The sequence below is a fragment of the Pseudonocardia kujensis genome (assembly GCF_021283305.1).
Taxonomy (GTDB): domain Bacteria; phylum Actinomycetota; class Actinomycetes; order Mycobacteriales; family Pseudonocardiaceae; genus Pseudonocardia; species Pseudonocardia kujensis.
Genome location: NZ_JAJSOK010000038.1, coordinates 13,379 through 36,685 on the forward strand (window position 1 = coordinate 13,379; position 23,307 = coordinate 36,685).

Below are 23,307 nucleotides of genomic sequence, written 5' to 3' on the forward strand. Positions count from 1 at the left end.
AGCACGTTGTCCTGGCACGTCGCCGCGGTCAACCTCGACAACCTGGGGGACCTCCCCAAGCGTTGTCGCTCCTGCGTCTTCTGGGAGCTCGCACCGCACCTCGCCAAGCAGGCCGAGGAGTTCGGCACCACCGAGCTCGAGAAGGAGGCCTGGGTCTCGGAGATCCTGCTCGAGTGGGGCTCGTGCGGGAAGATCGTCTACGTCCGTGGGGCGCCCGCCGGCTACGTCATGTACGCGCCGCCCTCCGCGGTCCCCCGCGCCACCGAGATGCCGACCGGCCCGGTGAGCGCCGACGCCGTGCTCCTCATGACCCTCCAGGTGATGCCGGAGTACGCCGGCGAGGGCCTCGGGCGGATGCTCGCCCAGTCCGTGGTCAAGGACCTCACCCGCCGCGGGGTGAAGGCCGTCGAGGCCTTCGGCGAGGCGCGGCCCGGGTCGGAGCCCGGCTGCATCATCCCGGCCGACTTCCTGCGCAGCGTCGGCTTCAAGACGGTCCGGCCGCACCCGCGGTGGCCCCGGCTGCGGATGGAGCTCCGCTCGGGGATCACGTGGAAGGAGGACGTCGAGCACGCGCTCGAGCAACTCCTCGGGACCATCACGATTCCGATGCAGCCCGCGGCGCCCGTCGGGCAGCCCGGGTACCGGGTACCCGCACCGACCGGCGCGCGCGTACGCACGATCTGAGAGCGCGCTGTACGGGCCGCTGAGCGACCGAATGACAAGGGTGTGACTCAGGGGCCCGGGAACCGCGATCAGCCCGTTCCCGGGCCTGAGATCGATTCTCCCGGGCTCAGATGGCCTGGGCCTGGTTCCGGTTGATCTCGTGGGCCAGCACGTCCGAGAATGTGAACGTGCCGGTCGGCTGGTCGTTCTGACCCAGCAGGTACAGCCGCTTGACGGCCACCAGGATCCCCTCGGCCACCACGTCGCGGAAGCCGGGGTCGAGGAGCTTGGTCCGGTCCCCGATGTGCGTGAGGTAGCCGAGCTCCACGCGGACGGCCGGCATCCGCGTCAGCCGGAGCAGCTCCCACGTGCGGGCCTGGCTGCCGCAGTCGAGCATCGCGGTGCGGGTGAGCAGCTCGCGCTGGATGAGCCCGGCGAGCGCCTCCCCCACCGTGGAGGTGGCGCCCGAACCGTTGCCGAAGTGGAAGGTGGCAAGGCCCTGGGCGTACATGCTCCGGTTCGCGTCGGAGTGGAGCGAGAGAACCAGGTCGGCGTTGGCCTCGTTGGCGAACGCGGCGCGTTCGGCCTCGGCCGGGCAGGTGTCCTCCCGGCGGGAGAGCAACGCCTCCATGCCGGTGGCGGACATGCGGCCGACGAGCCGACGGGCGAGGTCCCACATCAGGTCGGCCTCGCACACCCCCGCGACCTGGACGCCGCGGTCGAGGCCGCCGTGCCCGGGGTCGACGACGATTCGCTTGCCGCGCATCCGCGGCCCGGCGCGGCGGAGCAGCTCCTGCTCGCGGAGCAGGCCGGGGCGCCCGCCGACGACCTTGCGGCCGAGCTGGCGCAGCGCACGCAGGGTGCCGGGGCCGCACACGCCGTCGGCGGCGAGCCCGTAGTCCCGCTGGAAGCCGCGGAGGGCCTGCTCGGTGCGCTCGTCGAACACGCCGGACGGGCGGCCCGGGTCGTAGCCGAGCTCGAGGAGGCGGGTCTGGAGCTGGCCGACGTCGTCGCCGCTCATGGGCGCCGAGACCATCAGGGCCAGCATCCGGTCGCCGAGCTTCCAGCCGGCCTCACGCAACGCGCGGTAGGTGTCCGGGCCGACGATCCCGTCGGTGATCAGCCCGCGGCGCTGCTGGAACGCCTGGACGGCCCGCTCGACGGCCACGTCGAACACGTCGTCGGACCCGGGGCCCGGGGCGGCGGCCAGGAGGCCGAACCGCCGCAGCGTGGTCCTGATCTCGACGACCGCCGGGCCGCGGTCCCCGCGGCGGAGCAGCTGCATGCACCCCTCGCTCGATCTCCGGCGCGCCGACGGACGGCGCGTCTCGATGGTCCGGGCCCGCACGCCGGCGCACGGCGCTCTCCGGCATGTCCGGCCCGGTTCTCGGCCGTCGACCATTCTGCCCTGCGCCGCCACGTCCGGGGGACAGCGGGGCGTGCGCGGGCGTGTCCACGCAGTCAGCGGGCCGGAAAGGCGCCGAACGGCCGAACGGCCCGTCGGCTGATCGCCGGACGTACCGGGCGATCGGCGACAGGCCGTATCGGATCGGTTGCGGAATGACCTACAGGTAGTCGGACAAGTCGCTCAGCAGGGCGGCCTTCGGCTTGGCGCCCACGATGGTCTTCACCGGCTGCCCGTCCTTGAACACGATCATGGTCGGGATCGACATGACCTGGTACTGCTGCGCCGTCTTCCCGTTCGCGTCGATGTCGAGCTTGGCGACGGTCAGGTCGTCCTTGTGCTCGCCGGCGATCTCGTCGAGGACCGGGGCGACCATCTTGCACGGCCCGCACCAGGTCGCCCAGAAGTCGACCAGCACGGTCTTGCCGCTCTTGAGGACGTCCTGCTCGAACGTGGCGTCGGTGACGTCCACGGTGTTGTTGCCCATCGCGATGCTCTCCTCGTTCGGTACTGCGCCAGGTGGAAGGGTGCCAGGAAGTGGAGGGACGGTCAGTGGACCGCGGCCGCGACGTCCTTCGCGTCGGTGCCGTAGCCGCCACCGGCCATCTCGGGCTCGATCGGCTCCTCGGCCAACCAGCGCTCGGCGTCGATGGCTGCGGAACAGCCCGACCCGGCGGCGGTGATGGCCTGCCGGTAGGTGTGGTCGACCAGGTCGCCACAGGCGAACACGCCCGGGATGTTGGTGTGGGTCGACGGGGACTTGGTCTTGACGTAGCCCTCGTCGTCGAGCTCGACCTGCCCGCGGACCAGCTCGCTGCGCGGGTCGTGCCCGATCGCCACGAACATGCCCGAGACCTCGAGGGTGGACTCCTCGCCGGTCACCGTGTCCTCGAGCTTGAGCGCGGAGACGCCGTTCTCGCCGACGACCTCGGTGACGGCCTTGTTCAGCTCCCACCGCATCTTCGGGTCGTTCCGGGCGCGCTCGAGCATGATCTTCGAGGCGCGGAACTCGTCGCGGCGGTGCACCACCGTCACGCTCGACCCGAAGCGGGTCAGGAAGGTGGCCTCCTCCATCGCCGAGTCGCCGCCGCCGATGACGGCGATCGGCTTGTCCCGGAAGAAGAACCCGTCACAGGTGGCACAGGCGGACACGCCGCGGCCGAGCAGCTCCTGCTCGCCGGGCACGCCGAGGTAACGGGCCGCGGCCCCCATGGCGAGGATGACCGCGCGCGAGCGGTAGGTCACGCCGTTGGCGGTGACCTCCTTGACCGGGCCCTCGAGCGCGACCGACTCGACGTCCTCGGCGCGCAGGTCGGCGCCGAAGCGCTTGGCCTGGCCGCGCATCTGCTCCATCAGCTCCGGGCCCATGATGCCGTCGGTGAAGCCGGGGAAGTTCTCGACCTCGGTCGTGGTCATCAGGGCGCCGCCGAACTGGGTTCCCTCGAACACCAGGGGCGCGAGCTGGGCGCGCGCGGCATAGACCGCCGCGGTGTACCCGGCCGGTCCGGAGCCGACGATGATCAGCTCGTGGATCTTCTGCTCGGTGCTCACCGATGCCTCTCTTCCCGCTCGACTGGCTCGACCCCGTCAACACGATCCTAGGAGCGGGCATTCCCCTGCCGGTGCGGCGGACGGTGGCGCTGTGCCTCCGGTCACCCGCCCGTGGTGAGGTCGGCCAGGACGGCGGCGCAGCCCTCGGCGGGGACGACGGCGCGGACCCTGCCGAGCACGCCGGTGCCCACGACGAGGAGCGTGCCCCGCCGGCCGTCGACGACGACCGGACGCCCGGCGAGCAGCGGGCCGCGCGGCGGCTCGGCACCGGCCTGCTCCAGACATGCCGCGAGCGTCGCCGGGTCCCGCAGCTCCCCGACCTCGAGGGTGCCCTCCGCGAGCACCCGCGCGGCGGCGGACGCCGGGTCGACCGCCTCGCCGGCCGGACCGGTCGACGGCCCGATGACGGCCACCGCGACCAGCGCGGCCGCCGCGGCCGTCAGGAGCAGGGGCCGACGGCGGCGAACTCGCTGGTGAACGACATTGTCACAGTGACGATTACCAGGTTCGGCCTCCCGGTCGATCGCGTCGAACCCCGCGGCCAGTCGCGCAGCGACCGCGGGCGGCATCCGGACGACCGGCACGGCGGCGAGGTCGGCGCGCGTCGCCGCGAGCCCGGCCAGCACCCGTCCGCTCCCCGGCCCGGCCGCCGCGACGACCCGGGCGGCCGCCTCCTCGTCGGGCAGGCCGGCCTCGGCCTCGGCCAGCCGGGTGAGCCAGCCGCCGCCCGCGTACTCCCCCGGACCGTTCACGCGCCTTCCTCCCGCAGGTGCCCCAGCAGCCCGGCGAGCCGGACCCGGCCGCGGGCGCACCGGCTCTTCACGGTGCCCACCGGCACCTGCAGGATCGCCGCCGCCTCGGCCACCGGATATCCCATCACGTCGACGAGAACGACAGGAACGCGCTGGTCGGCGGGCACATGGGCCAGCGCGTCGAGGACTGCCAGCCGGGTCGTGGCGCCCTCGGCAGGGTCGCGCCCGACCGGCACCCGGTGCGAACGCCCGTACCCGGACGGCGGCCGCGCGCGGTCGTGCCGGATCCGGTCGACACACTTGTTCACCACGATCCGGTGCAGCCACGTGCTCACCGACGCCTCCCCGCGGAAGCCCGCCGAGCGGCGGTAGGCCGACTCGAGCGCGTCCTGCAGGACGTCCGCGGCGTCCTCCGGGTCGCGCAGCACCCGCAGCGCCACCGCCCACAGCCGGTCGCCGTGCCGGCGCACGATCTCGTCGAACGCGCGGCGCTCACCGGAGCGGTGCGCCTCCAGCAGCTGGAGGTCGGACCGCGCGTCGAGCAGGGGCACGCGGCGGACGCTAGGAGCGCCACGGCCCCGCACGGCCCGGAACGGCGGAACCGTTCACAGGAGGAAACGACGGCCGGGGACTACAGCCCGGCGCGGTAGAAGGTGAGCTCGTCGACCTGGGTCACGTTCGCGTCGCCCCCGCCCGACAGCTTGGTGATCCACACCAGGACGTGCTGCGTCGGCTGGCTGTCGGCGAGCGAGATCGTGGTGGTGCCCGAGGCCAGGGTCTGCGTGGTCAGCAGCTGGGTCTCGGACAGGTCGGCGTCGGCGGAGGGCGCCGACCGGATCTCGACGACGGTCCCGGCGCTGGGCGACTGCACGGTGATCCGGGACAGCTGCTCCACCGACGCGAAGGAGGCCATCAGGCCCACGCCCGGCTTGAGCGCCGGCAGCTGCTGCTTGTAGGTGAAGGTCGACCAGCTCGTGGCGGGGTCGCCGTCCACGGCCCGGCCGACGTCGACGGCGTTGTCGCGGTCCCCGGTGCGGTCGTAGACCTCGAGCGAGACGCCGCTGACGGCCACGCTCGCGGCGGGACCGCCGGGTGTGGTCGGCGGCGGCGCACCGGCGGCGTTGTCCCCGACGACGATCGCGGGGCCGCTCGACTCGCCGAACATCGCGCCGAGCTGCACGCCCAGGTACCCGAGCACCACGAGCACGCCCGCGCCGAGCACGCACAACCCGATCAGCAGCTTCCGTCGCCGGTCGGGTTCCTGGGGCGCGGCCCTGCGGGTCTTGTTCTGCCAGACGTCACCGGGCTCGGCCGGGACACCGTCGTGCTCCGGCGGGAAGATCGCGCCCCGGTCGTCCTCGAGCACGACCTCGCCGATCATCCGGTTGACCGCGGCGGCGGTGTGCACCCGGCCGACGGCGGGCCCGGCGGCGGCGTGCGAGCCGAGCGCGGCGGTGCACACCGCGTCGAGCTCCACGGGCACGCCGGGGCGCAGCGCCGAGGGAGGCACCGGGGCGCCCTGCTCGTCCCGCTCCGGGGAGGGCAGGCCGGCGCGGGCGGCGTCGGAACCCGAGAGCGGCCAGCGCGAGGTCAGCAGGGTGTAGAGGACGGCGCCGAGGCCGCGGACGTCGTCCTCGGGCGTGAGGCCGGGCCGGGGCAGCACGAACGCGACCTGTGCGCGCCCGTCGCGGGTGACCCGGATCCGCTGCGGGTGGTCGGTACCGAGCACCAGGCCCCGGCCGTGCGCCTCCTCGGCGGCGGACGCGAGCTGCTGGACCATCCGGGCCGCGCGCAGCGGCTTGATCAGCCCGCCCGCGACGGCCTCGGTGAGGCTGTGGTCGGCGACCCACTCGGTGACGGCGGCGCCCAGCACGTCCGACGGGACACCGGGCGAGCCCGCGGCCAGCACGTCGAGCAGCCGCGCGCACCCCGGGTGCTCGAAGCCGCCGGAGCGCAGCGCGCGGACGATCATCTCGCCGGCGCGGGCGGTGCCCTCCGGGTCCTCGTCCGCCTCGTCGGCGGGCAGCCGGCGCAGGACGGTGACGCCGACGTCGCGCTGCAGGATCGTGTCCTCGGCCCGCCAGAACTCGGCGCCCGCGGACAGGTCGGACCCCACCCGCAGGACGAGCCGGTAGCGGTTGCCGAGCACGGTGCCGGGGCCGGTCGCCGCCGTGGACCGGACGGCGCCCTGGCCGACCGGGGTGCCGTTGACCGGCGGGGCGGACTGGACCGAGCGGACCGTGGCCACGTCGGGCGGGATCGACGGACTCGGGATGGCGGTGCCCGGGACCTCCGGGACGGCGGTGGTGGCCGGGGCTGCCGCGGCGGGAGCGGCTGCGGCGGCGCCGATACCCGAACCGGGCACAGGCCACTCCTCCGTCTGCCCGCTCACCGGTCGCGACCTCCACCCCGTGCGCCCCGCGCGACTGTCCCGTCCCCCTGCCGCCAGGTCGTCAGCCTACGGCAGATCGCCGTCCGGCGCGGTCACCCCGCGCCGTGACGCGCGCCGGAGTCCGGGCGGGAACTCCGCGGGCCCCGCGGACGTTCCGGCCGGCCGCTGCTCGGGTCGAACCGCAGGTCGGGGGCCGTGCGGACCCCCTCCGACCGGCGTGTCGTGCGGCGCCGGCACGGATCTGTCGGACGGTCCGCCGCCCGGCGAGCGCACCGGGACCGGCGGCCGGACCGGCCCGGTGGGCGGGCCCGTGCCGGATCCGCCCGGTCCGGTTCCCCCGTCCGGACCTGACCGGTCGCCCCGGATCCGCCGGACGATCCGCCGCGCGGCGAGCAGCACGAGCAGCACGCCGGCCACCGCGGTGATCCAGATGGTCACCGTGCCGTAGACGGTCGACCGGACCTGCAGCCGGGTCGGCGCGCCGAGCGCCCCGCCGTCCGGGGTGCGGACCGAGGCCTCGACGGTGAACTGGCCGGCGCGCAGCACCTCGGCGCTGACCCGGACCTGCACCCGGCCGAGCGGGGGCACCCGCTGCACCGGGATCGGGGCGACGCGCAGGCCGGCGGTGCTGGCCAGCTCGACCCTTACCGTCATCGTGATGGGAAGTCCGTTGGCCACGGTCAGCGGCACCGGGGCGTCCCGCGTGCCCAGCGAGAACGGCCCCGGCGGCTCGAGCACCCGGACCGAGCCGACCAGCTCGTCGATCCGCGCCCCGACCAGTCCGGCCTGGGCCCGCGCCGTGGCCGGGTCCCCGCGCCACCACCCGGAGACCGCGCGGAGCATGCCGCGCAGCAGGGGGTCGAAGACCTGCTCCGGCGGCGCACCGACGCCCGGCTCGTAGTCGGCGGCCGCCCGCAGCCGCTCCACGTCGTCCCGGTGCTCGGCCACGGCGGCGACGACGGCGGGCGGGATCTCCTGCGCGCCCATCCGGACGGGGTACGTGAGCCGTTGCCGCTCCGCCCCGGGCGCGGCGCCGGCCGCGACCGACGCGCCGAGGGCACGGGGCTCGGCCAGGCCGGCCGCGATCAGCCGGCCGGCGCCGTCGAGCAGGGCGTCGGCGCCGCGACCGTCGATCGCCCAACGGTGCGGCGGGGCGAGGACCAGCGGGCCGCCGGCGCGCTCGGCGCCGGAGAGGGCTCGGAAGGCGAGCGCGCCCAGCGCGTCCTGGGTGCCGAGGGCGCCGGGGCCGCCGGCCGGGCTCGTGCTGGTGATCGACGCGGAGCCGCCGCCGGCGGCGAGGGTCAGCAGCGGGTCGGTGAGCACGCCGACCGTGGAGGTCCCGGCCGCGGTGGGGTCGGCCAGCGGGACGACACCGGCCACCTGCGTGGCCCGGGGCTGCTCGACGGCGTCGGCGGAGAGCACGGCGGCCGACGAGCCGTCGCCGGCCTGCCCGACGTCGGCCAGGGTGGCCTCGTCCAGCGCCCCGTCGACCGGCCACACCGTGTCGGCGAGCACCGGGGTCCCCAGCAGCCGGCCGAGGATCTGCCGGCCGTCGTCGACGGCCCGTCGCGCCAGGTCCGACGCCCCGGAGCGGACCAGCGCGACCAGGTCGGCGTCGTCCTGGGCGAGGGCGAGCACGCAGCTCCCGCGCAGTGTGGCGGAGAGCCGGGCGAGCCAGGCCCGGGCGGCGTCGGCGCCGGTCCCGGGTGTGACGGTCCCGTCGGGTGCGCGCACCTGGTAGCCGTCGGCCATCTGCGCGGCGGTCTCGACGAGGTCCGGGTCGACGGCGACGCACACCCCGGCCCGCAGCGGCGAGCCGACCGGCGCGCGGGCGGACAGGGCGTCGACCAGGCCGGCCAGCCGGCCCCCCGGGGCGAAGGACGCGGCGAGGCCGTCGTCGGTGAGGGTGACCGGTTCGCCGGGCACGGTCGGCAGCCGCCGCGGCGGCTCGACCATCGGGTAGAGCAGGGTCAGCGGGGTCGAGCCGGTCTGCTGTGCGGTCGAACCGCCCGGGGCGCCCCCGGGCAGTGAGAGCACCGGCAGCAGCATCCGCACCGCCGCCATCCGGGCGCGCAGACCCTCCCGGGTGCCGTTGACGTTCACGAGCAGGGCGTGCACCCCGGTGCGGGCCAGGGCCAGCGAGGAGGTGGGCGACCCGGTCAGCGGCACCGAGAACGTGACCGGCTCCGCGGCGCCGGCGGCCAGGTCGGGCAGGTCGGTGAAGGCCGGGGTGACGGCGTCGGCGGCCTCGTCGCCGGCCAGGGCCTCGCGCACCGCGGCCTCGCTGCGCAGCGGGTCGCTGCGTTGGACGCGGACGCCGAGGCCGGTCACCGGGCTGGACCCGGTGTTGGTGAGGGTGCCGGTGAGGGTCAGGGCCGCGGGTCCGTCCGCCGTCACGACCCGCGGCGAGGCGGCCGTGACGTCGAGGTGCAGGCCGGTGTCGGTGGCCGGCGGCGCGTCGGGCTGCGCGGCGGCGGTCCCCGCCGCCGCTCCGACCAGGGTCGCGAGCAGGGTGAGGATCGCGGCGGCCGCCGCGACCGCTCTCACGCGGTCTCCTCCAGCAGTTCGGTCGCCCGCCGGATCAGCCGCCGCTCGTCCGCGTAGGCCAGTCGGCCCTCCAGCTCCCCGAGCGGCACCCAGGCGACCTCGGCGACCTCCACGTCGTCGTCGCACAGGTCGCCGCCGAGGGCCCGCATCAGGAAGTGGTGCACGGTCTTGTGCACCCGGCGGTCCTCGGCGACGAACCAGAAGTCGATCGTGCCCAGGGGTGCGACCACGCGCCCGATGATGCCGGTCTCCTCCTCGACCTCCCGCACCGCCGCCTCCTCGGCGGTCTCGCCGGCCTCGATGTGTCCCTTCGGCAGGGACCACAGCAGCCGGCCGCGGCGGTCCAGACGGCCGATCACGGCCGCGCGGCCGAGCTCGTGGTCGACGACGAGCCCCCCCGCGGACGTCTCGTCGACCGTCCGCAGGCGGCGGCGCCGGTCGGCGGGCCTCCCCGCGCGGCGCCCCCCTGAGCGGCCGCGGGAGGAGGACATGTGGCGATGGTAACGAGCCGGGGCCACCGCGGTCGGGTTCCGCGCGACGCAGGTGCGTCACGCCCCGTTCCCCTCCCTGCCCTCAGCGTGACCGGGGCCGTCCTGATCCCGGTCCTGATCTTGGGGTGGATCCCCGGGGCGGGCCGCGGAGGCGCCGCCTACACTGGCCCGCCGTGTCTTCCCCGCCCGTGACCTCCGGTACCGCCACCCTGGCCGAGCCGGAAGCCGCCCCGGACCAGCCCGACGCGCTGCGGCGCGCGCAGGAGAATGCGCTCGTGGAGCTGCTCGACATCCCCGCCGTCGCCGACGAGCTCGGCGACCGGTTCCGCGCGGCCGGGCACACGCTCTACCTCGTCGGCGGCAGCGTTCGCGACGCGTTGCTCGGCCGCGGCGGGTCGGACCTCGACTTCACCACGGACGCCCGGCCCGAGCGCATCCTCGCGATCGTCGCCGGCTGGGCGGACGCGACCTGGGACACCGGCATCGAGTTCGGGACCGTCGGCGTGCGCCGCGGCGACGACACGCTCGAGATCACGACCTTCCGGGCCGACGCGTACGACCGCGTCGGCCGCAAGCCGACGGTCCGGTTCGGCGACTCGCTCGAGGGCGATCTGGTCCGCCGGGACTTCACCGTGAACGCGATGGCGGTCGAGGTGCACACCGCCCCCGGCGACCGCCGCTTCGTCGACCCGCACGGCGGACTCGCGGCGCTGGCCGCCGGCGTCCTGGACACCCCGGCCGCGCCGCAGGACTCCTTCGCCGACGACCCGCTGCGGATGCTGCGCGCCGCCCGCTTCGTCTCCCAGCTCGGCTTCACCCCGGCCGAGCGGGTGACCTCGGCGATGTCGGCGATGGCCGGCGAGCTGAGCCGGATCACCAAGGAGCGGGTCCAGGCCGAGTTCTCGAAGCTGCTCCTGGGGGCGCACCCGCGGCGCGGGATCGAGCTGCTGGTCGACACCGGACTGGCCGAGTACGTGGTGCCCGAGGTGCCCGCGATGCGGCTCGCGATCGACGAGCACATGCAGCACAAGGACGTCTACACGCACTCGCTCGTCGTCCTGGAGCAGGCGATCGAGCGCGAGGAGCCGGGGCGGCCCGACCTCGTGCTACGGCTCGCGGCACTGCTGCACGACGTCGGCAAGCCGCCCACCCGGCGCAAGGAGTCCGACGGCCGGGTCAGCTTCCACCACCACGAGGTCGTCGGCGCGAAGATGGTCCGCAGGCGGCTGCGCGACCTGCGCTACCCGAAGCACGTGATCGACGACGTCAGCCAGCTCGTCTACCTGCACCTGCGGTTCCACGGGTACGGCAAGGGCGAGTGGACGGACTCGGCCGTGCGCCGCTACGTCACCGACGCCGGGCCGCTGCTCGACCGGCTGCACAAGCTCGTCCGCTCGGACTGCACCACCCGCAACCGGCGGCGGGCCGCGGCGCTGCAGCGCTCCTACGACTCGCTCGAGAACCGGATCGCCGAGCTGCGCAAGCAGGAGGAGCTCGACGCCATCCGACCCGACCTCGACGGCAACGCGATCATGGGGATCCTCGGCATCCCGCCGGGCCCGCAGGTCGGCAGGGCCTACAAGCACCTGCTCGCGCTGCGGATGGAGCACGGGCCGATGAGTCCGGAGCAGGCCGAGCGGGAGCTGCGCGCCTGGGCGGTCGACAACCTCTGACCAGGCGTCATGGTTCCATAACGCGATCTTCGAGCCTGTCCTGAGCCGTTAGGGAACCATGACGCGATCTTCGGCCCGGTTCCGTCGCGTTGTGGAACCATGACGCGCTGCTCGGGGTGGTTCTGACGCGTTGGCCCCGTCAGGCCCGGCGGCGCAGCTGTGTCTCGTGCGCGGCCAGGCCGAGCAGGTAGACCACGGCGGCCGAGCCGAGCAGCCAGGGCGAGTTCCCGTCGGCCGGGGCGAGCAGGGCCGCCGCGGCGACCGCGACGACGTAGCAGGTGTTGAACAGCGCGTCGTACAGGGCGAACACCCGGCCCCGGGCCTCGTCGGCGGTCTCCTGCTGGATGGTCGCGTCGGCGCACAGCTTGACCACCTGGCCGGCGGTGCTGAGGACGAAGGCCCCCGCCAGCACCGTCGGGATGGTCGTCACGACCGCCACGCCCACCTGCGCCGACGCCGCGACGACGAGACCCGTCCGGACCGTGGTCGCGCGGCCGAGACGGTGGGTGAGCCACGGAGTGAGCAGCGCCGCCACGCCGATCCCGGCGCCCGCGGCCGTCACGACCTGCCCGACCCCGGCGAGCCCCGCACGCCAGATGCCGGAGTCGTGGAACGCGTAGCGGAAGAGCAGCAGCGACAGCAACGTGCTCATGCCGAAGGCCAGCCGGTGCGCGCCGACCGCGCAGAAGGCGGCGCTCGCCGTGGGGACCCGGACGACCGCGCGGGCCCCGTCCAGCCACCCGCGGGCGACGGCGGCGATCCGGCTGCGCGTCTCGGTCCCGTCCGGCCCGAGCGCGCCCCTGGCGAACCCGGCCGCCGCGAGCGCCGCGACCACCGACCCGACGATCGCCAGCGCCGTGCTCACCCCGGAGCCGGCGTCGCCCGCCCCGATCACCTCGCGGACGCCGATGGCCGTCACGCCGCCCAGCGCGGCCGAGGCGGCCCCGGCGGTCGACGCCACGACGTTGGCCTCGACGAGGTTGCGCGGCTCGACGACGTGCGGCAGCGCCGCGGACAGTCCCGCCCCCACGAACCGGCTCACCCCGACGACGGCGAGCGCGCCGAGATAGAGCGGCGGGCCCGCCACCCCGGTCCCGACCGCCACCGCGACGAGGGCGATCAGCACGCCGCGCAGCAGGTTCGCCAGGAGCAGCACCCGGCGGCGGTCCCAGCGGTCGAGCAGGGCGCCGGCGAAGGGCCCGACGAACGAGTACGGGAGCAGCATCACCGCGAGCCCCGCCGCCACCGCGAGCGGATCGGCCTGGCGCTCGGGGTTGAACAGGACGGCCCCGCCGAGCGCGGCCTGGAAGAAACCGTCCCCCCACTGCGCCGGGACCCGTGAGATCAGCAGTCTGCGAAACCCGCGACCGCGCAGCAGCGCGCGGACGCCCACCTTGACGGCGGCCGCCTCCCCGGCCGCCGGGCTCAGCGGCGGGGCGGGGTTCGGGACGGGCACGGGGGGAGCGTACGTCCCGAGGCGGGGGTGCGAACATGGGCGCGTGAGGGACGACCGCGCCGGCAGGCAGGCCACCGCTCCGGTCGGACCGGGCACCCTTCTGGTGGCCGCACCGAACCTCACCGACCCCAACTTCTCCCGCACCGTCGTCTACCTGGTCGAGCACCGGGAGCACGGCAGCCTGGGCGTCGTGCTCAACCGGCCGTCCGAGGCGTCGGTGCGCGACGTCCTCCCCCGCTGGGCGCCGCTGGCGTCGGGCCCCGGGTCCGTGTTCGTCGGCGGTCCGGTCGACGGCACCACCGCGCTCTGCCTCGCCAGCCTGCGGCCGGGCCAGCGGGTCGACGGCATCGAGGGCGTGGTCGCGGTGAACGGACCGGTCGTGCTGGTCGACCTGGACAGCGAGCCGGCCGCGGTCGCCCCGCGCGTCCGCGGGCTGCGGGTCTTCGCCGGGTACGCGGGCTGGGACTCCGGGCAGCTGGCCGGAGAGATCGCGCGCGGGGACTGGTTCGTGGTCCCCGGCCTGCCCGACGACGTCACCACCGAGCGGCACGCCGACCTCTGGGGCCGGGTGCTGCGCCGGCAGGGCGCGCCGCTGGCGCTGCTGTCGACCTTCCCCGTGGAGATCGGGCTGAACTGAGCCGGCGTTCGGCAACGCGTTCGTGACCTGCCGGACCTTTCGCCGGCGCGGCCGCGCGAGGACCCTGGAGGCCCGCACGGACCGAGACGGACCGAGGAGGCCGGATGCCCGCCCGTCCTGCCGCCTCCCGCGTCCGCCTCGCCGCCGCGTTGGTGCTCGCGCCGCTGCTGGCCTCCTGCGCGGTCCTCGTGTCGGGCACCCCGACCCCGGCCCCACCGCGGACGCTCGACGGGGCCCAGCTCGAACGCGACGTCCGGGCGGTGCTCGCCGCCGACCCGTCGACCGCGGCGCTGGCGTCGGCGCCGCTGCAGTGCCCGCAGCAGGTCGTGGTGTACCCGCAGCTGGTGTTGTTCTGCCAGGTCCAGCAGGGCGCCGTGATCCGCTCGGTCCCGGTGACCGTGCTCGACCGGGACGGGAACTACCAGGTCGGCAAGCCGTTCTGACGTCCGTCCGAGACCATGTCCATACGTACGTCTAGGACGTTCGTACGAACCAGACGATCATGCAGGTGGGTCGGGAAGCCCGACGAGTGCCCGTCGCCGGAAGGGCGCCTCACGAGGTGCGCGGGCACCTGTCGACGGCGTGTGCACCGGGGTCGGTGCGTGTGCCGGGCGGTCGGCGGGGTGTGCGGGGCCGGGCTGGGTGGTCAGCGCGAGGCGGTGCGGCAGCCCGCGACCAGGTCGCACCCCGCGCAGGAGCCGGTGCAGCCACCGGCGGGGCCGGCGGCGGCCTCGGCGGCCCGGGTGGCGGTCTCGATCCGGCCCGCGCGATCGCCGAGCGCGCCGCCGATCCCGGCCAGCACCAGCGCGCCGACCACGCCGATCGCCGTCACGATCCAGCCGAGGGCGGCGGGCGGGCCGGCCAGCAGCACGACGCCGGCGAAGAGGCAGACCGCCCCGGCGGCGCCGAGCGGCGGGGCCGCGACCTGGTTGGCCGAGACCCACGCGGGTGCCGACTCGAGGGTGGCGGCGGTGCGGACGCCCGCCCAGCGGTTGCGCGGGAGCATCGAGCGCGCCCCCAGCACGGCGACCGTCACCAGCGCGACGCCGGCCAGGACGAGGAGCACACCGAGGACGAGGCGCAGGGTCGCGGGCACGTCACCAGGGTAGTTCGGCCCCGCGGGCGCCCGGCGCGGCCCCGGTGGGCCCTCGCCGCGGGGCGGGACCGGCCGCTGCGCAACCCCGTCGAAGCCCGTCGGCCAGCAGCGTTACCCTGGGTATTGCGTTCCACGGCCCGCCGGAAGCCCGGCCTCACCGGCGCCGCGCCGAGTTGCACGCCGGACCGACCACGGCCCCCCGGGCCGAGCGCGATCCGGCCGCGCGGCTCCCGGCGACCGCAGCAGCAGGCCGACCGGCGAGCCGTCGCGGGACGGTTCATCCTCGAGGTAGAGCGGGATCATGAGCACGGAGAGCACCACCATCGCGCCCGGAGACGCCTCCGCGTCCCCGCCCCACCGCTACGACGCGCGCCTGGCCGGCGAGATCGAGCGCCGCTGGCAGGACCGGTGGGAGGCCGAGGGCACGTTCCACGCGCCCAACCCGGGCGAGCCGGGCTCGGAGAAGCCCAAGGCGTACGTGATGGACATGTTCCCGTACCCGTCGGGTGCGGGGCTGCACGTCGGCCACCCGCTGGGCTTCATCGGCACGGACGTGCTGGGCCGCTACCTGCGCATGACCGGGCACAACGTGCTGCACCCGATGGGCTTCGACTCGTTCGGCCTGCCCGCCGAGCAGTACGCCGTGCAGACCGGCACGCACCCGCGCACCACCACCGAGGCGAACATCGCCCGGTACAAGCAGCAGCTGCGGCAGCTGGGCCTGGCCCACGACCCGCGCCGCTCGATCGCGACCACGGACGTCACGTACTACCGCTGGACCCAGTGGATCTTCCTGCAGATCTTCGAGTCCTGGTACGACACCGAGGCCGACCGCGCCCGCCCCGTCGCCGAGCTGGTGGCGGAGTTCGAGTCCGGTGCCCGGCCGACTCCGGACGGTCGTCCGTACGCCGAGCTGGCGGAGCCCGAGCGTCGCGCGCTGATCGACTCCTACCGCCTGGCCTACGTCTCCGAGGCCCCGGTGAACTGGTGCCCGGGACTGGGCACCGTGCTGGCGAACGAGGAGGTCACGGCCGACGGCCGCTCCGAGCGCGGCAACTACCCCGTCTTCCGCCGCAACCTCAAGCAGTGGATGATGCGGATCACCGCCTACGCGGACCGGTTGGCCGCGGACCTGGACCGGGTGGACTGGCCCGAGTCGGTCAAGGCGATGCAGCGCAACTGGATCGGTCGCTCCGAGGGCGCCCGGGTCCGGTTCCCCGCCCCTGCCGGCGAGATCGAGGTCTTCACCACGCGCCCGGACACGCTGTTCGGCGCCACCTACATGGTCCTGGCCCCGGAGCACCCGCTGGTCGACGCACTGACCCCGGCCGCGTGGCCGGAGGGCACGGACGTGCGCTGGACCGGCGGGGCCGCGACCCCGGCCGAGGCCGTCGCCGGCTACCGCGCCGCGGCCGCCCGGAAGACGGAGCTGGACCGGCAGGAGAACAAGGAGAAGACCGGCGTCTTCACCGGCGCGTTCGCCACGAACCCGGTCAACGGCGAGCAGATCCCGGTCTTCGTCGCCGACTACGTGCTGATGGGCTACGGCACCGGCGCGATCATGGCCGTCCCGGCCCAGGACCAGCGCGACTGGGACTTCGCGACCGCCTTCGGCCTGCCGATCGTCCGCACGGTCGACCCGGGCGCCTGGGAGGGCGAGGCCTTCACGGGCGACGGACCCGCGATCAACTCGGCCAACGCCGAGGTCAGCCTGAACGGGCTGGGCGTCACCGAGGCCAAGCGCGCGATCATCGACTGGCTGGTGGCGAAGGGGTTCGGCGAGGGCGTCGTCCAGTACAAGCTGCGGGACTGGCTGTTCTCCCGGCAGCGGTACTGGGGCGAGCCGTTCCCGATCGTGTGGGACGAGTACGGCCCCGTCGGGCTGCCGGAGGACCAGCTGCCCGTCGTGCTGCCCGACGTCGACGACTACTCCCCCAAGACCTACGACCCGGACGACGCGGACACCGAGCCGGAGCCGCCGCTGTCGCGCGCCGAGGACTGGGTGAACGTCGAGCTCGACCTGGGCGACGGGCCGAAGAAGTACCGCCGCGAGACGAACACGATGCCGCAGTGGGCCGGGTCGTGCTGGTACTACCTGCGCTACCTGGACCCGGAGAACTCCGAGCGGTTCACCGGCGTCGAGGCCGAGAAGTACTGGATCGGCAAGGAGCCGGAGATCTCGCCGGTCGACCCGGGCGGCGTCGACCTGTACGTCGGCGGCGTCGAGCACGCGGTGCTGCACCTGCTGTACTCGCGGTTCTGGCACAAGGTGCTGTACGACCTGGGCCACGTGACCAGCGAGGAGCCCTTCCGCAAGCTGTTCAACCAGGGCTACATCCAGGCCTACGCCTACACGGACTCCCGCGGGCTGTACGTGCCGGCGGAGGAAGTGGTCGAGGGGGACGACGGCCGTTTCACGTGGAACGGCCAGCCGGTGAACCGTGAGTACGGGAAGATGGGCAAGTCCCTCAAGAACGTCGTCACGCCGGACGAGATGTGCGACCGGTACGGCGCCGACACGTTCCGCCTGTACGAGATGTACACCGGCCCGATGGAGGCCTCGCGGCCCTGGTCGACCCGGGACGTCGTCGGGCCGCAGCGTTTCCTGCAGCGGGTCTGGCGCAACCTGGTCGACGAGAACACGGGCGAACCGCGGGTCACGGACGACGAGCCCGACGCCGACACCCTACGGGCGCTGCACAAGGCGATCGCGGGCGTGCGCGAGGACTACCCGGCGCTGCACTACAACACCGCCGCGGCGAAGCTGATCGAGCTGAACAACCACCTGACCAAGGAGTTCCCCGGTGGGGCGCCGCGGTCGGTGGCGGAGCCGCTGCTGCTGATGCTGGCGCCGCTGGCCCCGCACATCAGCGAGGAGCTCTGGAGCCGGCTGGGCCACGAGGCCACGCTGGCCTACGAGGCCTTCCCCGTGGCCGACGAGCGGTACCTCGTCCAGGAGACCGTCGAGTACCCGATCCAGGTCAACGGCAAGGTGCGCTCGCGCGTCACCGTCGCGGCCGACGCCGACGCTGCGGCCGTGCAGGCTGCGGCGCTGGCGGACGAGAAGATCGTCGCCGCGCTCGCCGGTGCCGAGCCGCGGAAGGTGATCGTGGTGCCCGGCCGGCTGGTGAACGTCGTCCGCTGACCGCGCTCGGCCCGGTGCCCGGCCGGTCGCTCAGCCCGTCTCGGAGGCCCGGCGCCGCCTGAGCGGACGCACCGCCCGCCGGGTCGCGCCGGCCGGGGGCGGGGCACTGCGGGCCGGGTCGTCGAGCCAGCCGTCGACCTCGGCCAGGACGAGGGCGGCGTCGGCCAGCGCGGACTGCGCCTCCTCGAGCGGCACCGGTGCCCACGAGCGCTCGGCGAGCGCGGCGCGGTTGAGCAGCGAGCGCAGCAGCCGTCCGGTCACCGGATCCATCGCGCGCTCGCGCACCACCCGGCGGACGTAGGCCGAGACCACGTCCGACGACTGGTCGCGGGTCTCGTCCAGCGCCGCCAGCGCCACCTGGGCGGACTCGAGCGCGGCGCGGGCAGCCGTGACCACGGCCTGCCCGGCGAACCCGTTCCCGGCGAGCAGCTCGGCAGCGGCCAGCTCGCGGCGCGCCCGGGCCGTACCGGGCCGCGGTCCCGGGGCACGCTCCTGCGCGTTCGTCACCGCAACCGCACCGCCTCGGCGCGGGCGCGGACGAGCCACGGCTCCTCGGGCCGGGACAGCTGCGCCTGCGTCACCGGGTAGGCGCACACCGTGATGCCGGAGCGTTCGGTGTGTCGCCAGAGGACGGACTCGACGGCGCGGAGCTCGGCCCACGGCGACTGCAGGTCCTCGAGGACCACCAGCAGGTCCAGCTCGGACTCGACCGATCCCTCCCCGCTCGCCCACGGCCCCACCAGAAGGACCTGGTGCAACCGGTCGCCGTAGTGCGTCGCCAGCTCCGTGGCGACGGTGGCGGGCAGGTCCTCGTTCTCCGGCGACGGGTCCGGATAGGCCGCCGCCGCGAGCTCCGCGGCCTCGGGGTCGACGAGCCCGGCATCGGCGAGCCAGGTGAGCGCGCGCCGCCGGGCCCGGGCGTCGCGGAACCGGAACCACTGGTCCCGCACCTCGGGGAACTCGAAGAGGGTGTTCTTGAAGCGGCGGAAGGCGCCGCGGCCGTTGAGCGCGCGGTCGAGCAGCTCGGCCGCCCGCCGGTGCTGGACGCCGGAGGTGAAGTCGGCCATGTCCTGGTAGCCCTCGCGCGAGTCCGTCTGCTCGATCGCGACCCAGCCCTGCGCCTCGAGATCCTCGGACTCGTCGGGCTCGCCGGTGTACACCTCGGGCATCGTGGAGAGGATTCGGCCCGTGCGCGGGTCGATCCACCACTGCACCTCGGGGGTGCGGTCGTCGAGGGCGTCGGCCAGCTCGCCGAGATCGACCTGGGCCGGATCGAGCATGGCTCGCACCCTACCCAGGCGCGGGCCCCCCGAGCCCTTTGTCGCCCGGCCGGATCAGCGCGGCCGACCGGCCGACCCGATCAGCGGGGCCGGACGACGATCTCGGGCACGTGCGCGTCGTCGGTCGCGGCGACCGCGGCGAGGATCGCGGCGGCGACGCTCTCGGGCCGCAGGAACCTCGACCCGTCGTACTCCCCGCCCTCGTGCGCGACGACGGCCCGCTGCATGGCGGTGTCGACGCGGCCGGGGTGCACGGAGGTCACCCGCAGCTCGGGCTCCTCGGCACGCAGCGCGTCGGCGAAGGCGCGCAGGGCGAACTTGCTCGCGGCGTAGGAGCCCCAGCCGGCCCGGGCGGTGAGCCCGGAGCCGGAGTTCACCAGCACGACGTCGCCGCGGGCGGCCCGCAGCGCGGGCAGCAGGAGCCGGGTCAGTCCGGCCACCGCGACCACGTTGACCTCGAACTGGCGCCGCCACGTGTCCGGCTCGGTCTCGGCGACCGTGCCGAGGAGCCCGACGCCGGCGGAGTGCACCAGGACGTCGAGGCGCTCCAGGCCGAGCCCGGCCACGGCCGCGGCGACGGACCCGTCGTCCGTCAGGTCGACGGGCCAGGCGCGCGCGCCGTCGAGCTCGGCGGCGAGGGACTCGAGCGCCACCGGGTCGCGCCCGCCCAGCAGCACGTCGTGCGTGGGGGCGAGGGCGCGGGCGGTGGCGGCACCGATCCCGCGGGAGGCGCCGGTGACGAGGGCGAGCGGCCGGGGGTCCACGGCCGCCACCCTAGGCCTCCCGGCGCCCCACGGATCGGAGCGGGCTCAGACCCGGCGGGCGCCGCTGAACGGCATGGCGTTCAGCGAGCTGATCTTCACCGGCTGCCCGCTGGTGCTCGCGTGCACGACCTGGCCGTTGCCGATGTACATGGCCACGTGACTGACCGGGCTGTAGAAGAACACCAGGTCACCGGGCTGCAGGCTGCCCTTCGACACCGGGGTGCCCACGGTCGACTGGGCGCGGCTGGTGCGCGGGATCGAGACGCCGGCGTTCTTGAAGGCGAAGCTCGTGAGACCGGAGCAGTCGAACGCCGACGGACCGGACGCGCCGTAGCTGTAGGGCTTGCCGACCTGTGCCAGCGCCGACGACAGCGCGGAGGCGCGCTTGGCGGCCGGCGACAGCCCGGCCGAGGCGGCCTCGACGGCCTGCGCGGGGGCGGTGAACGCGACGGTCTGGACCGCGGCCTCGACGGGGGCTGCGGCGGCTGCGGCGGGAGCGGCGGGAGCGGCCGCGGTGGCGGCTGCGGGCGCCTCGGCGGCCCCGGTGGAGGCCGGCGCGAGGGCGAAGAAGGCGGCCGCCGCGGCGGTGGCGGCGACCAGGGTGGAGCGCAGCAGCGCAGGTTTGTGCTCGGGCACCGGTGTGCATCCTCGTGAATCGCACCGCCGGACGGCCGTCGGCACCCGCTCGGGGGAGAACGGGGTACCGGCCTGACGGGTGCGTGGGGAGTGCTCCGGCGGGGAGGCGTTGGGGAGCCCGGGCCGGCAGACGCACCCGCCCGTCCGGGCGGTGACCCCGTGCCCGTCCTCCCGGGTGGAGGGCGGTTGCGCAGGGCCGGGAAGCAAATTACGAACGCATTACGGTCATCGCCATGACGGAGATCTCATTCTGGCCACGGAAATCGGGTGACCGTTCTCACGGAATCGGTGACACGTTCGGCCCAATGCGGCCGTGATGGCGCCGTGATCGGATCCTCACACTCGTCGATGCAGGTGAGAAGGGCCGGCCTCGGTCACGTGATGTGGCCGTGATGACTCCGTCCGGGTGAGATCGTTTCCGGACCGGAAGCTCCGCGAACATTTCCGGAAGGAAAGCAAAAAAGAACCCCGGCCGGAGACGGGATCCGGCCGGGGTTCCGAGGAGGGTGGGCGCTCAGCGCTCCCGCTCGCCCCGGATGAACTCCTCGACCGCGTTGCGGGCCTCGGAGTCGCTGTACTGCTCCGGCGGGGACTTCATGAAGTAGCTCGACGCGGAGAGGATGGGACCGCCGATCCCGCGGTCCTTCGCGATCTTCGCGGCGCGCACGGCGTCGATGATGATGCCCGCGGAGTTGGGCGAGTCCCAGACCTCGAGCTTGTACTCCAGGTTGAGCGGGACGTCGCCGAACGCGCGGCCCTCGAGCCGGACGTAGGCCCACTTGCGGTCGTCGAGCCAGGCGACGTAGTCCGACGGCCCGATGTGCACGTTGTCCTTGCCCATGTCCCGGTCGACCTGCGAGGTCACCGACTGGGTCTTGGACACCTTCTTCGACTCGAGGCGCTCGAGCTCCTTCATGTTCAGGAAGTCCATGTTCCCGCCCACGTTGAGCTGCATCGTGCGGTCGAGCTGCACGCCGCGGTCCTCGAACAGCCTGGCCAGCACCCGGTGGGTGATGGTGGCGCCCACCTGGGACTTGATGTCGTCGCCCACGATCGGGACGCCGGCGTCGGTGAACTTCTGCGCCCACTCCGGGTCCGAGGCGATGAAGACCGGCAGCGCGTTCACGAACGCCACCTTCGCGTCGATCGCGGCCTGCGCGTAGAAGCGGTCGGCCGCCTCGCTGCCCACCGGGAGGTAGGAGACGAGGACGTCCGCCTGCGTCTCGCGCAGCACCTGCGCGACGTCGACCGGCTCCTCGTCCGACTCGGTGATCGTCTCGCGGTAGAAGCGACCCAGCCCGTCGAGGGTGTGGCCGCGCTGGACCGGGACGCCGAGCGGCGGCACGTCGGCGATCTTGATCGTGTTGTTCTCGCTGGCCGTGATGGCTTCCGAGAGATCGCGCCCGACCTTCTTCGCGTCGACGTCGAACGCGGCGACGAACTTCACGTCGCGCACGTGGTAGCCGCCGAAGTCGACGTGCATCAGGCCGGGGACGCGGGTGGCCGGGTCGGCGTCCGCGTAGTACTGGACGCCCTGGACCAGCGACGCCGCACAGTTGCCGACGCCGACGACGGCGACTCGCACCTCACTCATGCCGGCTCTCCTTACTTTTTCGGTCGGTGACTTCGGCCTTCGTCAAGGCCTGACGGGTCCGGCCTCGTCGCCGGGGTGACGCTCCCGCTCGATGAGCTCGTTCAGCCACCGCACCTCGCGCTCGGTGGTGTCGAGCCCCAGCTCGTGCAGCTCGCGGGTGTACCGGTCGATCTGCTCGCCGGCCCTGGCGAGCGCCGCGCGCAACCCCTCGCGGCGCTCCTCGACGGCCCGTCGCCTGCCCTCCAGGATCCGCATCCGGGTCTCGGCGGGGGTCCGGGAGAAGAACGCCATGTGGACGCCGAAGCTCTCGTCGTCCCAGGTCTGCGGGCCGGACTCGGCCAGCAGCTCGGCGAAGCGCTCCTTGCCGTCGGCGGTGATCCGGTAGACGCGCCTGGCGCGCCGGGACCAGCCGCCGCCGGTCGCCGGGGGGCTCCCGGACCGGTCCGGGTCCTCGACGATGAGGTCCGCGCGGACGAGCCTGCGCAGCGCCGGGTAGAGCGAGCCGTAGGAGAAGGCACGGAACCCGCCGAGCCGCAGCCCGAGCTGTTTGCGCAGCTCGTAGCCGTGCATCGGCGCTTCCAGCAGCAGCCCGAGGATGGCGAACTCGAGCATCCGCCTCCCTCCTCCCACGTGCCGTCCGGGGACCCCGCTGTCCCCGGCGATCGGTCGGGTCACTATATCGGCCCGATACATCCGGAGGCAGTGTCGAGATTCCGGTCACGCTCCCGACCTGCGTGTGCGCCAGGCGGCCCCGCCCGTCCGGGCGGTTCGGGGACCGCACGGGCGGGTGGCTGAGTACCCTGGTCGGGTGCTCACCCAGCGACAGGTCGTCGACTACGCGTTGCGGCGCCGTGCGCTGCTCGCGGACGTCTACGCCGGTCGGGTGGGAACCGCGGAGGTCTGTGACGCGAGCCCGTACCTGCTGCGGGCCGCCCGGTTCCACGGCCGGCCCACGCAGCAGCAGTGCCCGGTGTGCCGCAAGGAGCGGCTGACCCACGTCTGGTGGGTGTTCGGCGAGGAGCTCCGCCAGGTGTCCGGCTCGGCCCGCGACCCCGAGGAGGTCGAGGAGCTGGCGGCCCGGCACGGCGAGTTCTCCGTCTACCTCGTGGAGGTCTGTCGCACGTGCAGCTGGAACCATCTGGTCCAATCGGCCGTGCTGGGCACCGGTGCCCGGCCCGACCGTCCGCGTCGCCGGAGGACCGCCGCCGAGTGACGACCCCCGCCC

22 protein-coding genes are annotated in these 23,307 nt (G+C 74.5%); 6 read left to right on the top strand and 16 right to left on the bottom strand.

From position 1 onward, the window contains the following. Positions 1–6: 6 nt before the first annotated feature. Positions 7–684: a GNAT family N-acetyltransferase gene (locus tag LWC35_RS23745; protein WP_232872461.1), complete on the top strand. Its 678-nt coding sequence runs from the start codon at positions 7–9 to the stop codon at positions 682–684. Positions 685–790: 106 nt separating this feature from the next. Here LWC35_RS23745 and LWC35_RS23750 read toward each other — a convergent pair whose 3' ends face one another. From LWC35_RS23750 to LWC35_RS23785, 8 genes are all read right to left on the bottom strand, one after another. Then, positions 791–1,948: an N-acetylmuramoyl-L-alanine amidase gene (locus tag LWC35_RS23750; protein WP_232872462.1), complete on the bottom strand. Its 1,158-nt coding sequence runs from the start codon at positions 1,946–1,948 to the stop codon at positions 791–793. A 280-nt stretch (positions 1,949–2,228) separates the two neighbouring features. Beyond that, entirely contained in the window at positions 2,229–2,555 is a 327-nt protein-coding gene (gene trxA, locus LWC35_RS23755) for a thioredoxin (protein WP_232872463.1), read from the bottom strand. A gap of 62 nt (positions 2,556–2,617) precedes the next feature. Further along, positions 2,618–3,619 carry a thioredoxin-disulfide reductase gene (trxB, locus tag LWC35_RS23760; protein WP_232872464.1) on the bottom strand — a complete coding sequence of 334 codons (1,002 nt, stop codon included), beginning with the start codon at positions 3,617–3,619 and terminating at the stop codon, positions 2,618–2,620. A gap of 101 nt (positions 3,620–3,720) precedes the next feature. Continuing rightward, positions 3,721–4,371, bottom strand: coding sequence for an RsmA family anti-sigma factor (locus LWC35_RS23765; protein ID WP_232872465.1), 651 nt, complete (start codon positions 4,369–4,371; stop codon positions 3,721–3,723). Beyond that, entirely contained in the window at positions 4,368–4,922 is a 555-nt protein-coding gene (gene sigM / locus LWC35_RS23770) for an RNA polymerase sigma factor SigM (RefSeq protein WP_232872466.1), read from the bottom strand. The genes LWC35_RS23765 and sigM overlap by 4 nt, the downstream gene beginning before the upstream one ends. 80 nt (positions 4,923–5,002) lie before the next feature. Beyond that, complete coding sequence (locus LWC35_RS23775; protein WP_232872467.1) at positions 5,003–6,763, bottom strand: protein kinase family protein; 1,761 nt, start codon at positions 6,761–6,763, stop codon at positions 5,003–5,005. A gap of 66 nt (positions 6,764–6,829) precedes the next feature. Next, positions 6,830–9,310 (bottom strand): DUF6049 family protein, encoded by a 2,481-nt coding sequence (locus LWC35_RS23780; RefSeq protein WP_232872468.1) that lies wholly within the window; start codon positions 9,308–9,310, stop codon positions 6,830–6,832. Further along, positions 9,307–9,801: an NUDIX domain-containing protein gene (locus tag LWC35_RS23785; RefSeq protein ID WP_037042079.1), complete on the bottom strand. Its 495-nt coding sequence runs from the start codon at positions 9,799–9,801 to the stop codon at positions 9,307–9,309. The genes LWC35_RS23780 and LWC35_RS23785 overlap by 4 nt, the downstream gene beginning before the upstream one ends. A gap of 209 nt (positions 9,802–10,010) precedes the next feature. Here LWC35_RS23785 and LWC35_RS23790 point away from each other — a divergent pair, with 209 nt between their 5' ends. Next, positions 10,011–11,474 (top strand): CCA tRNA nucleotidyltransferase, encoded by a 1,464-nt coding sequence (locus LWC35_RS23790; RefSeq protein ID WP_232872502.1) that lies wholly within the window; start codon positions 10,011–10,013, stop codon positions 11,472–11,474. 139 nt (positions 11,475–11,613) lie between these two features. Here LWC35_RS23790 and LWC35_RS23795 read toward each other — a convergent pair whose 3' ends face one another. Then, the gene (locus tag LWC35_RS23795; protein ID WP_232872469.1) at positions 11,614–12,930 is read right to left on the bottom strand and encodes an MFS transporter; all 1,317 of its coding nucleotides are present in this window, start codon (positions 12,928–12,930) and stop codon (positions 11,614–11,616) included. 43 nt (positions 12,931–12,973) lie between these two features. Here LWC35_RS23795 and LWC35_RS23800 point away from each other — a divergent pair, with 43 nt between their 5' ends. Both LWC35_RS23800 and LWC35_RS23805 read left to right on the top strand, forming a co-directional pair. After that, positions 12,974–13,567, top strand: coding sequence for a YqgE/AlgH family protein (locus LWC35_RS23800; protein ID WP_232872470.1), 594 nt, complete (start codon positions 12,974–12,976; stop codon positions 13,565–13,567). A 104-nt stretch (positions 13,568–13,671) separates the two neighbouring features. Continuing rightward, entirely contained in the window at positions 13,672–14,010 is a 339-nt protein-coding gene (locus tag LWC35_RS23805; RefSeq protein WP_232872471.1) for a DUF4333 domain-containing protein, read from the top strand. Between the two features lie 203 nt (positions 14,011–14,213). Here the strand turns inward: LWC35_RS23805 and LWC35_RS23810 are convergent, their stop codons facing one another. Next, the gene (locus LWC35_RS23810; RefSeq protein WP_232872472.1) at positions 14,214–14,663 is read right to left on the bottom strand and encodes an SdpI family protein; all 450 of its coding nucleotides are present in this window, start codon (positions 14,661–14,663) and stop codon (positions 14,214–14,216) included. Between the two features lie 301 nt (positions 14,664–14,964). Here LWC35_RS23810 and leuS point away from each other — a divergent pair, with 301 nt between their 5' ends. Next, entirely contained in the window at positions 14,965–17,808 is a 2,844-nt protein-coding gene (gene leuS / locus LWC35_RS23815; protein WP_232872473.1) for a leucine--tRNA ligase, read from the top strand. Positions 17,809–17,838: 30 nt separating this feature from the next. Here the strand turns inward: leuS and LWC35_RS23820 are convergent, their stop codons facing one another. The 6 genes from LWC35_RS23820 to LWC35_RS23845 all read right to left on the bottom strand — a co-directional run bounded on the left by LWC35_RS23820 (position 17,839) and on the right by LWC35_RS23845 (position 22,694). Beyond that, positions 17,839–18,315, bottom strand: a complete 477-nt coding sequence (locus LWC35_RS23820; RefSeq protein ID WP_232872474.1) for a hypothetical protein — start codon at positions 18,313–18,315, stop codon at positions 17,839–17,841. Then, a complete protein-coding gene (locus tag LWC35_RS23825; RefSeq protein ID WP_232872475.1) occupies positions 18,312–19,088 on the bottom strand; it encodes a UPF0158 family protein in 777 nt (258 codons plus the stop codon). Before LWC35_RS23825 ends, LWC35_RS23820 begins: the two co-directional genes overlap by 4 nt. An 80-nt stretch (positions 19,089–19,168) precedes the next feature. After that, the gene (locus tag LWC35_RS23830) at positions 19,169–19,852 is read right to left on the bottom strand and encodes an SDR family oxidoreductase (protein ID WP_232872476.1); all 684 of its coding nucleotides are present in this window, start codon (positions 19,850–19,852) and stop codon (positions 19,169–19,171) included. Between the two features lie 45 nt (positions 19,853–19,897). Next, positions 19,898–20,488 (bottom strand): C40 family peptidase, encoded by a 591-nt coding sequence (locus LWC35_RS40440; RefSeq protein ID WP_308194649.1) that lies wholly within the window; start codon positions 20,486–20,488, stop codon positions 19,898–19,900. 514 nt (positions 20,489–21,002) lie between these two features. Further along, positions 21,003–22,082 carry an inositol-3-phosphate synthase gene (locus LWC35_RS23840; protein WP_232872477.1) on the bottom strand — a complete coding sequence of 360 codons (1,080 nt, stop codon included), beginning with the start codon at positions 22,080–22,082 and terminating at the stop codon, positions 21,003–21,005. A gap of 42 nt (positions 22,083–22,124) precedes the next feature. Beyond that, positions 22,125–22,694, bottom strand: a complete 570-nt coding sequence (locus tag LWC35_RS23845; RefSeq protein WP_232872478.1) for a PadR family transcriptional regulator — start codon at positions 22,692–22,694, stop codon at positions 22,125–22,127. Positions 22,695–22,890: 196 nt separating this feature from the next. Between LWC35_RS23845 and LWC35_RS23850 the strand changes: the two genes are divergently transcribed. Further along, a complete protein-coding gene (locus tag LWC35_RS23850; RefSeq protein WP_232872479.1) occupies positions 22,891–23,295 on the top strand; it encodes a DUF5318 family protein in 405 nt (134 codons plus the stop codon). Positions 23,296–23,307 lie beyond the last annotated feature (12 nt).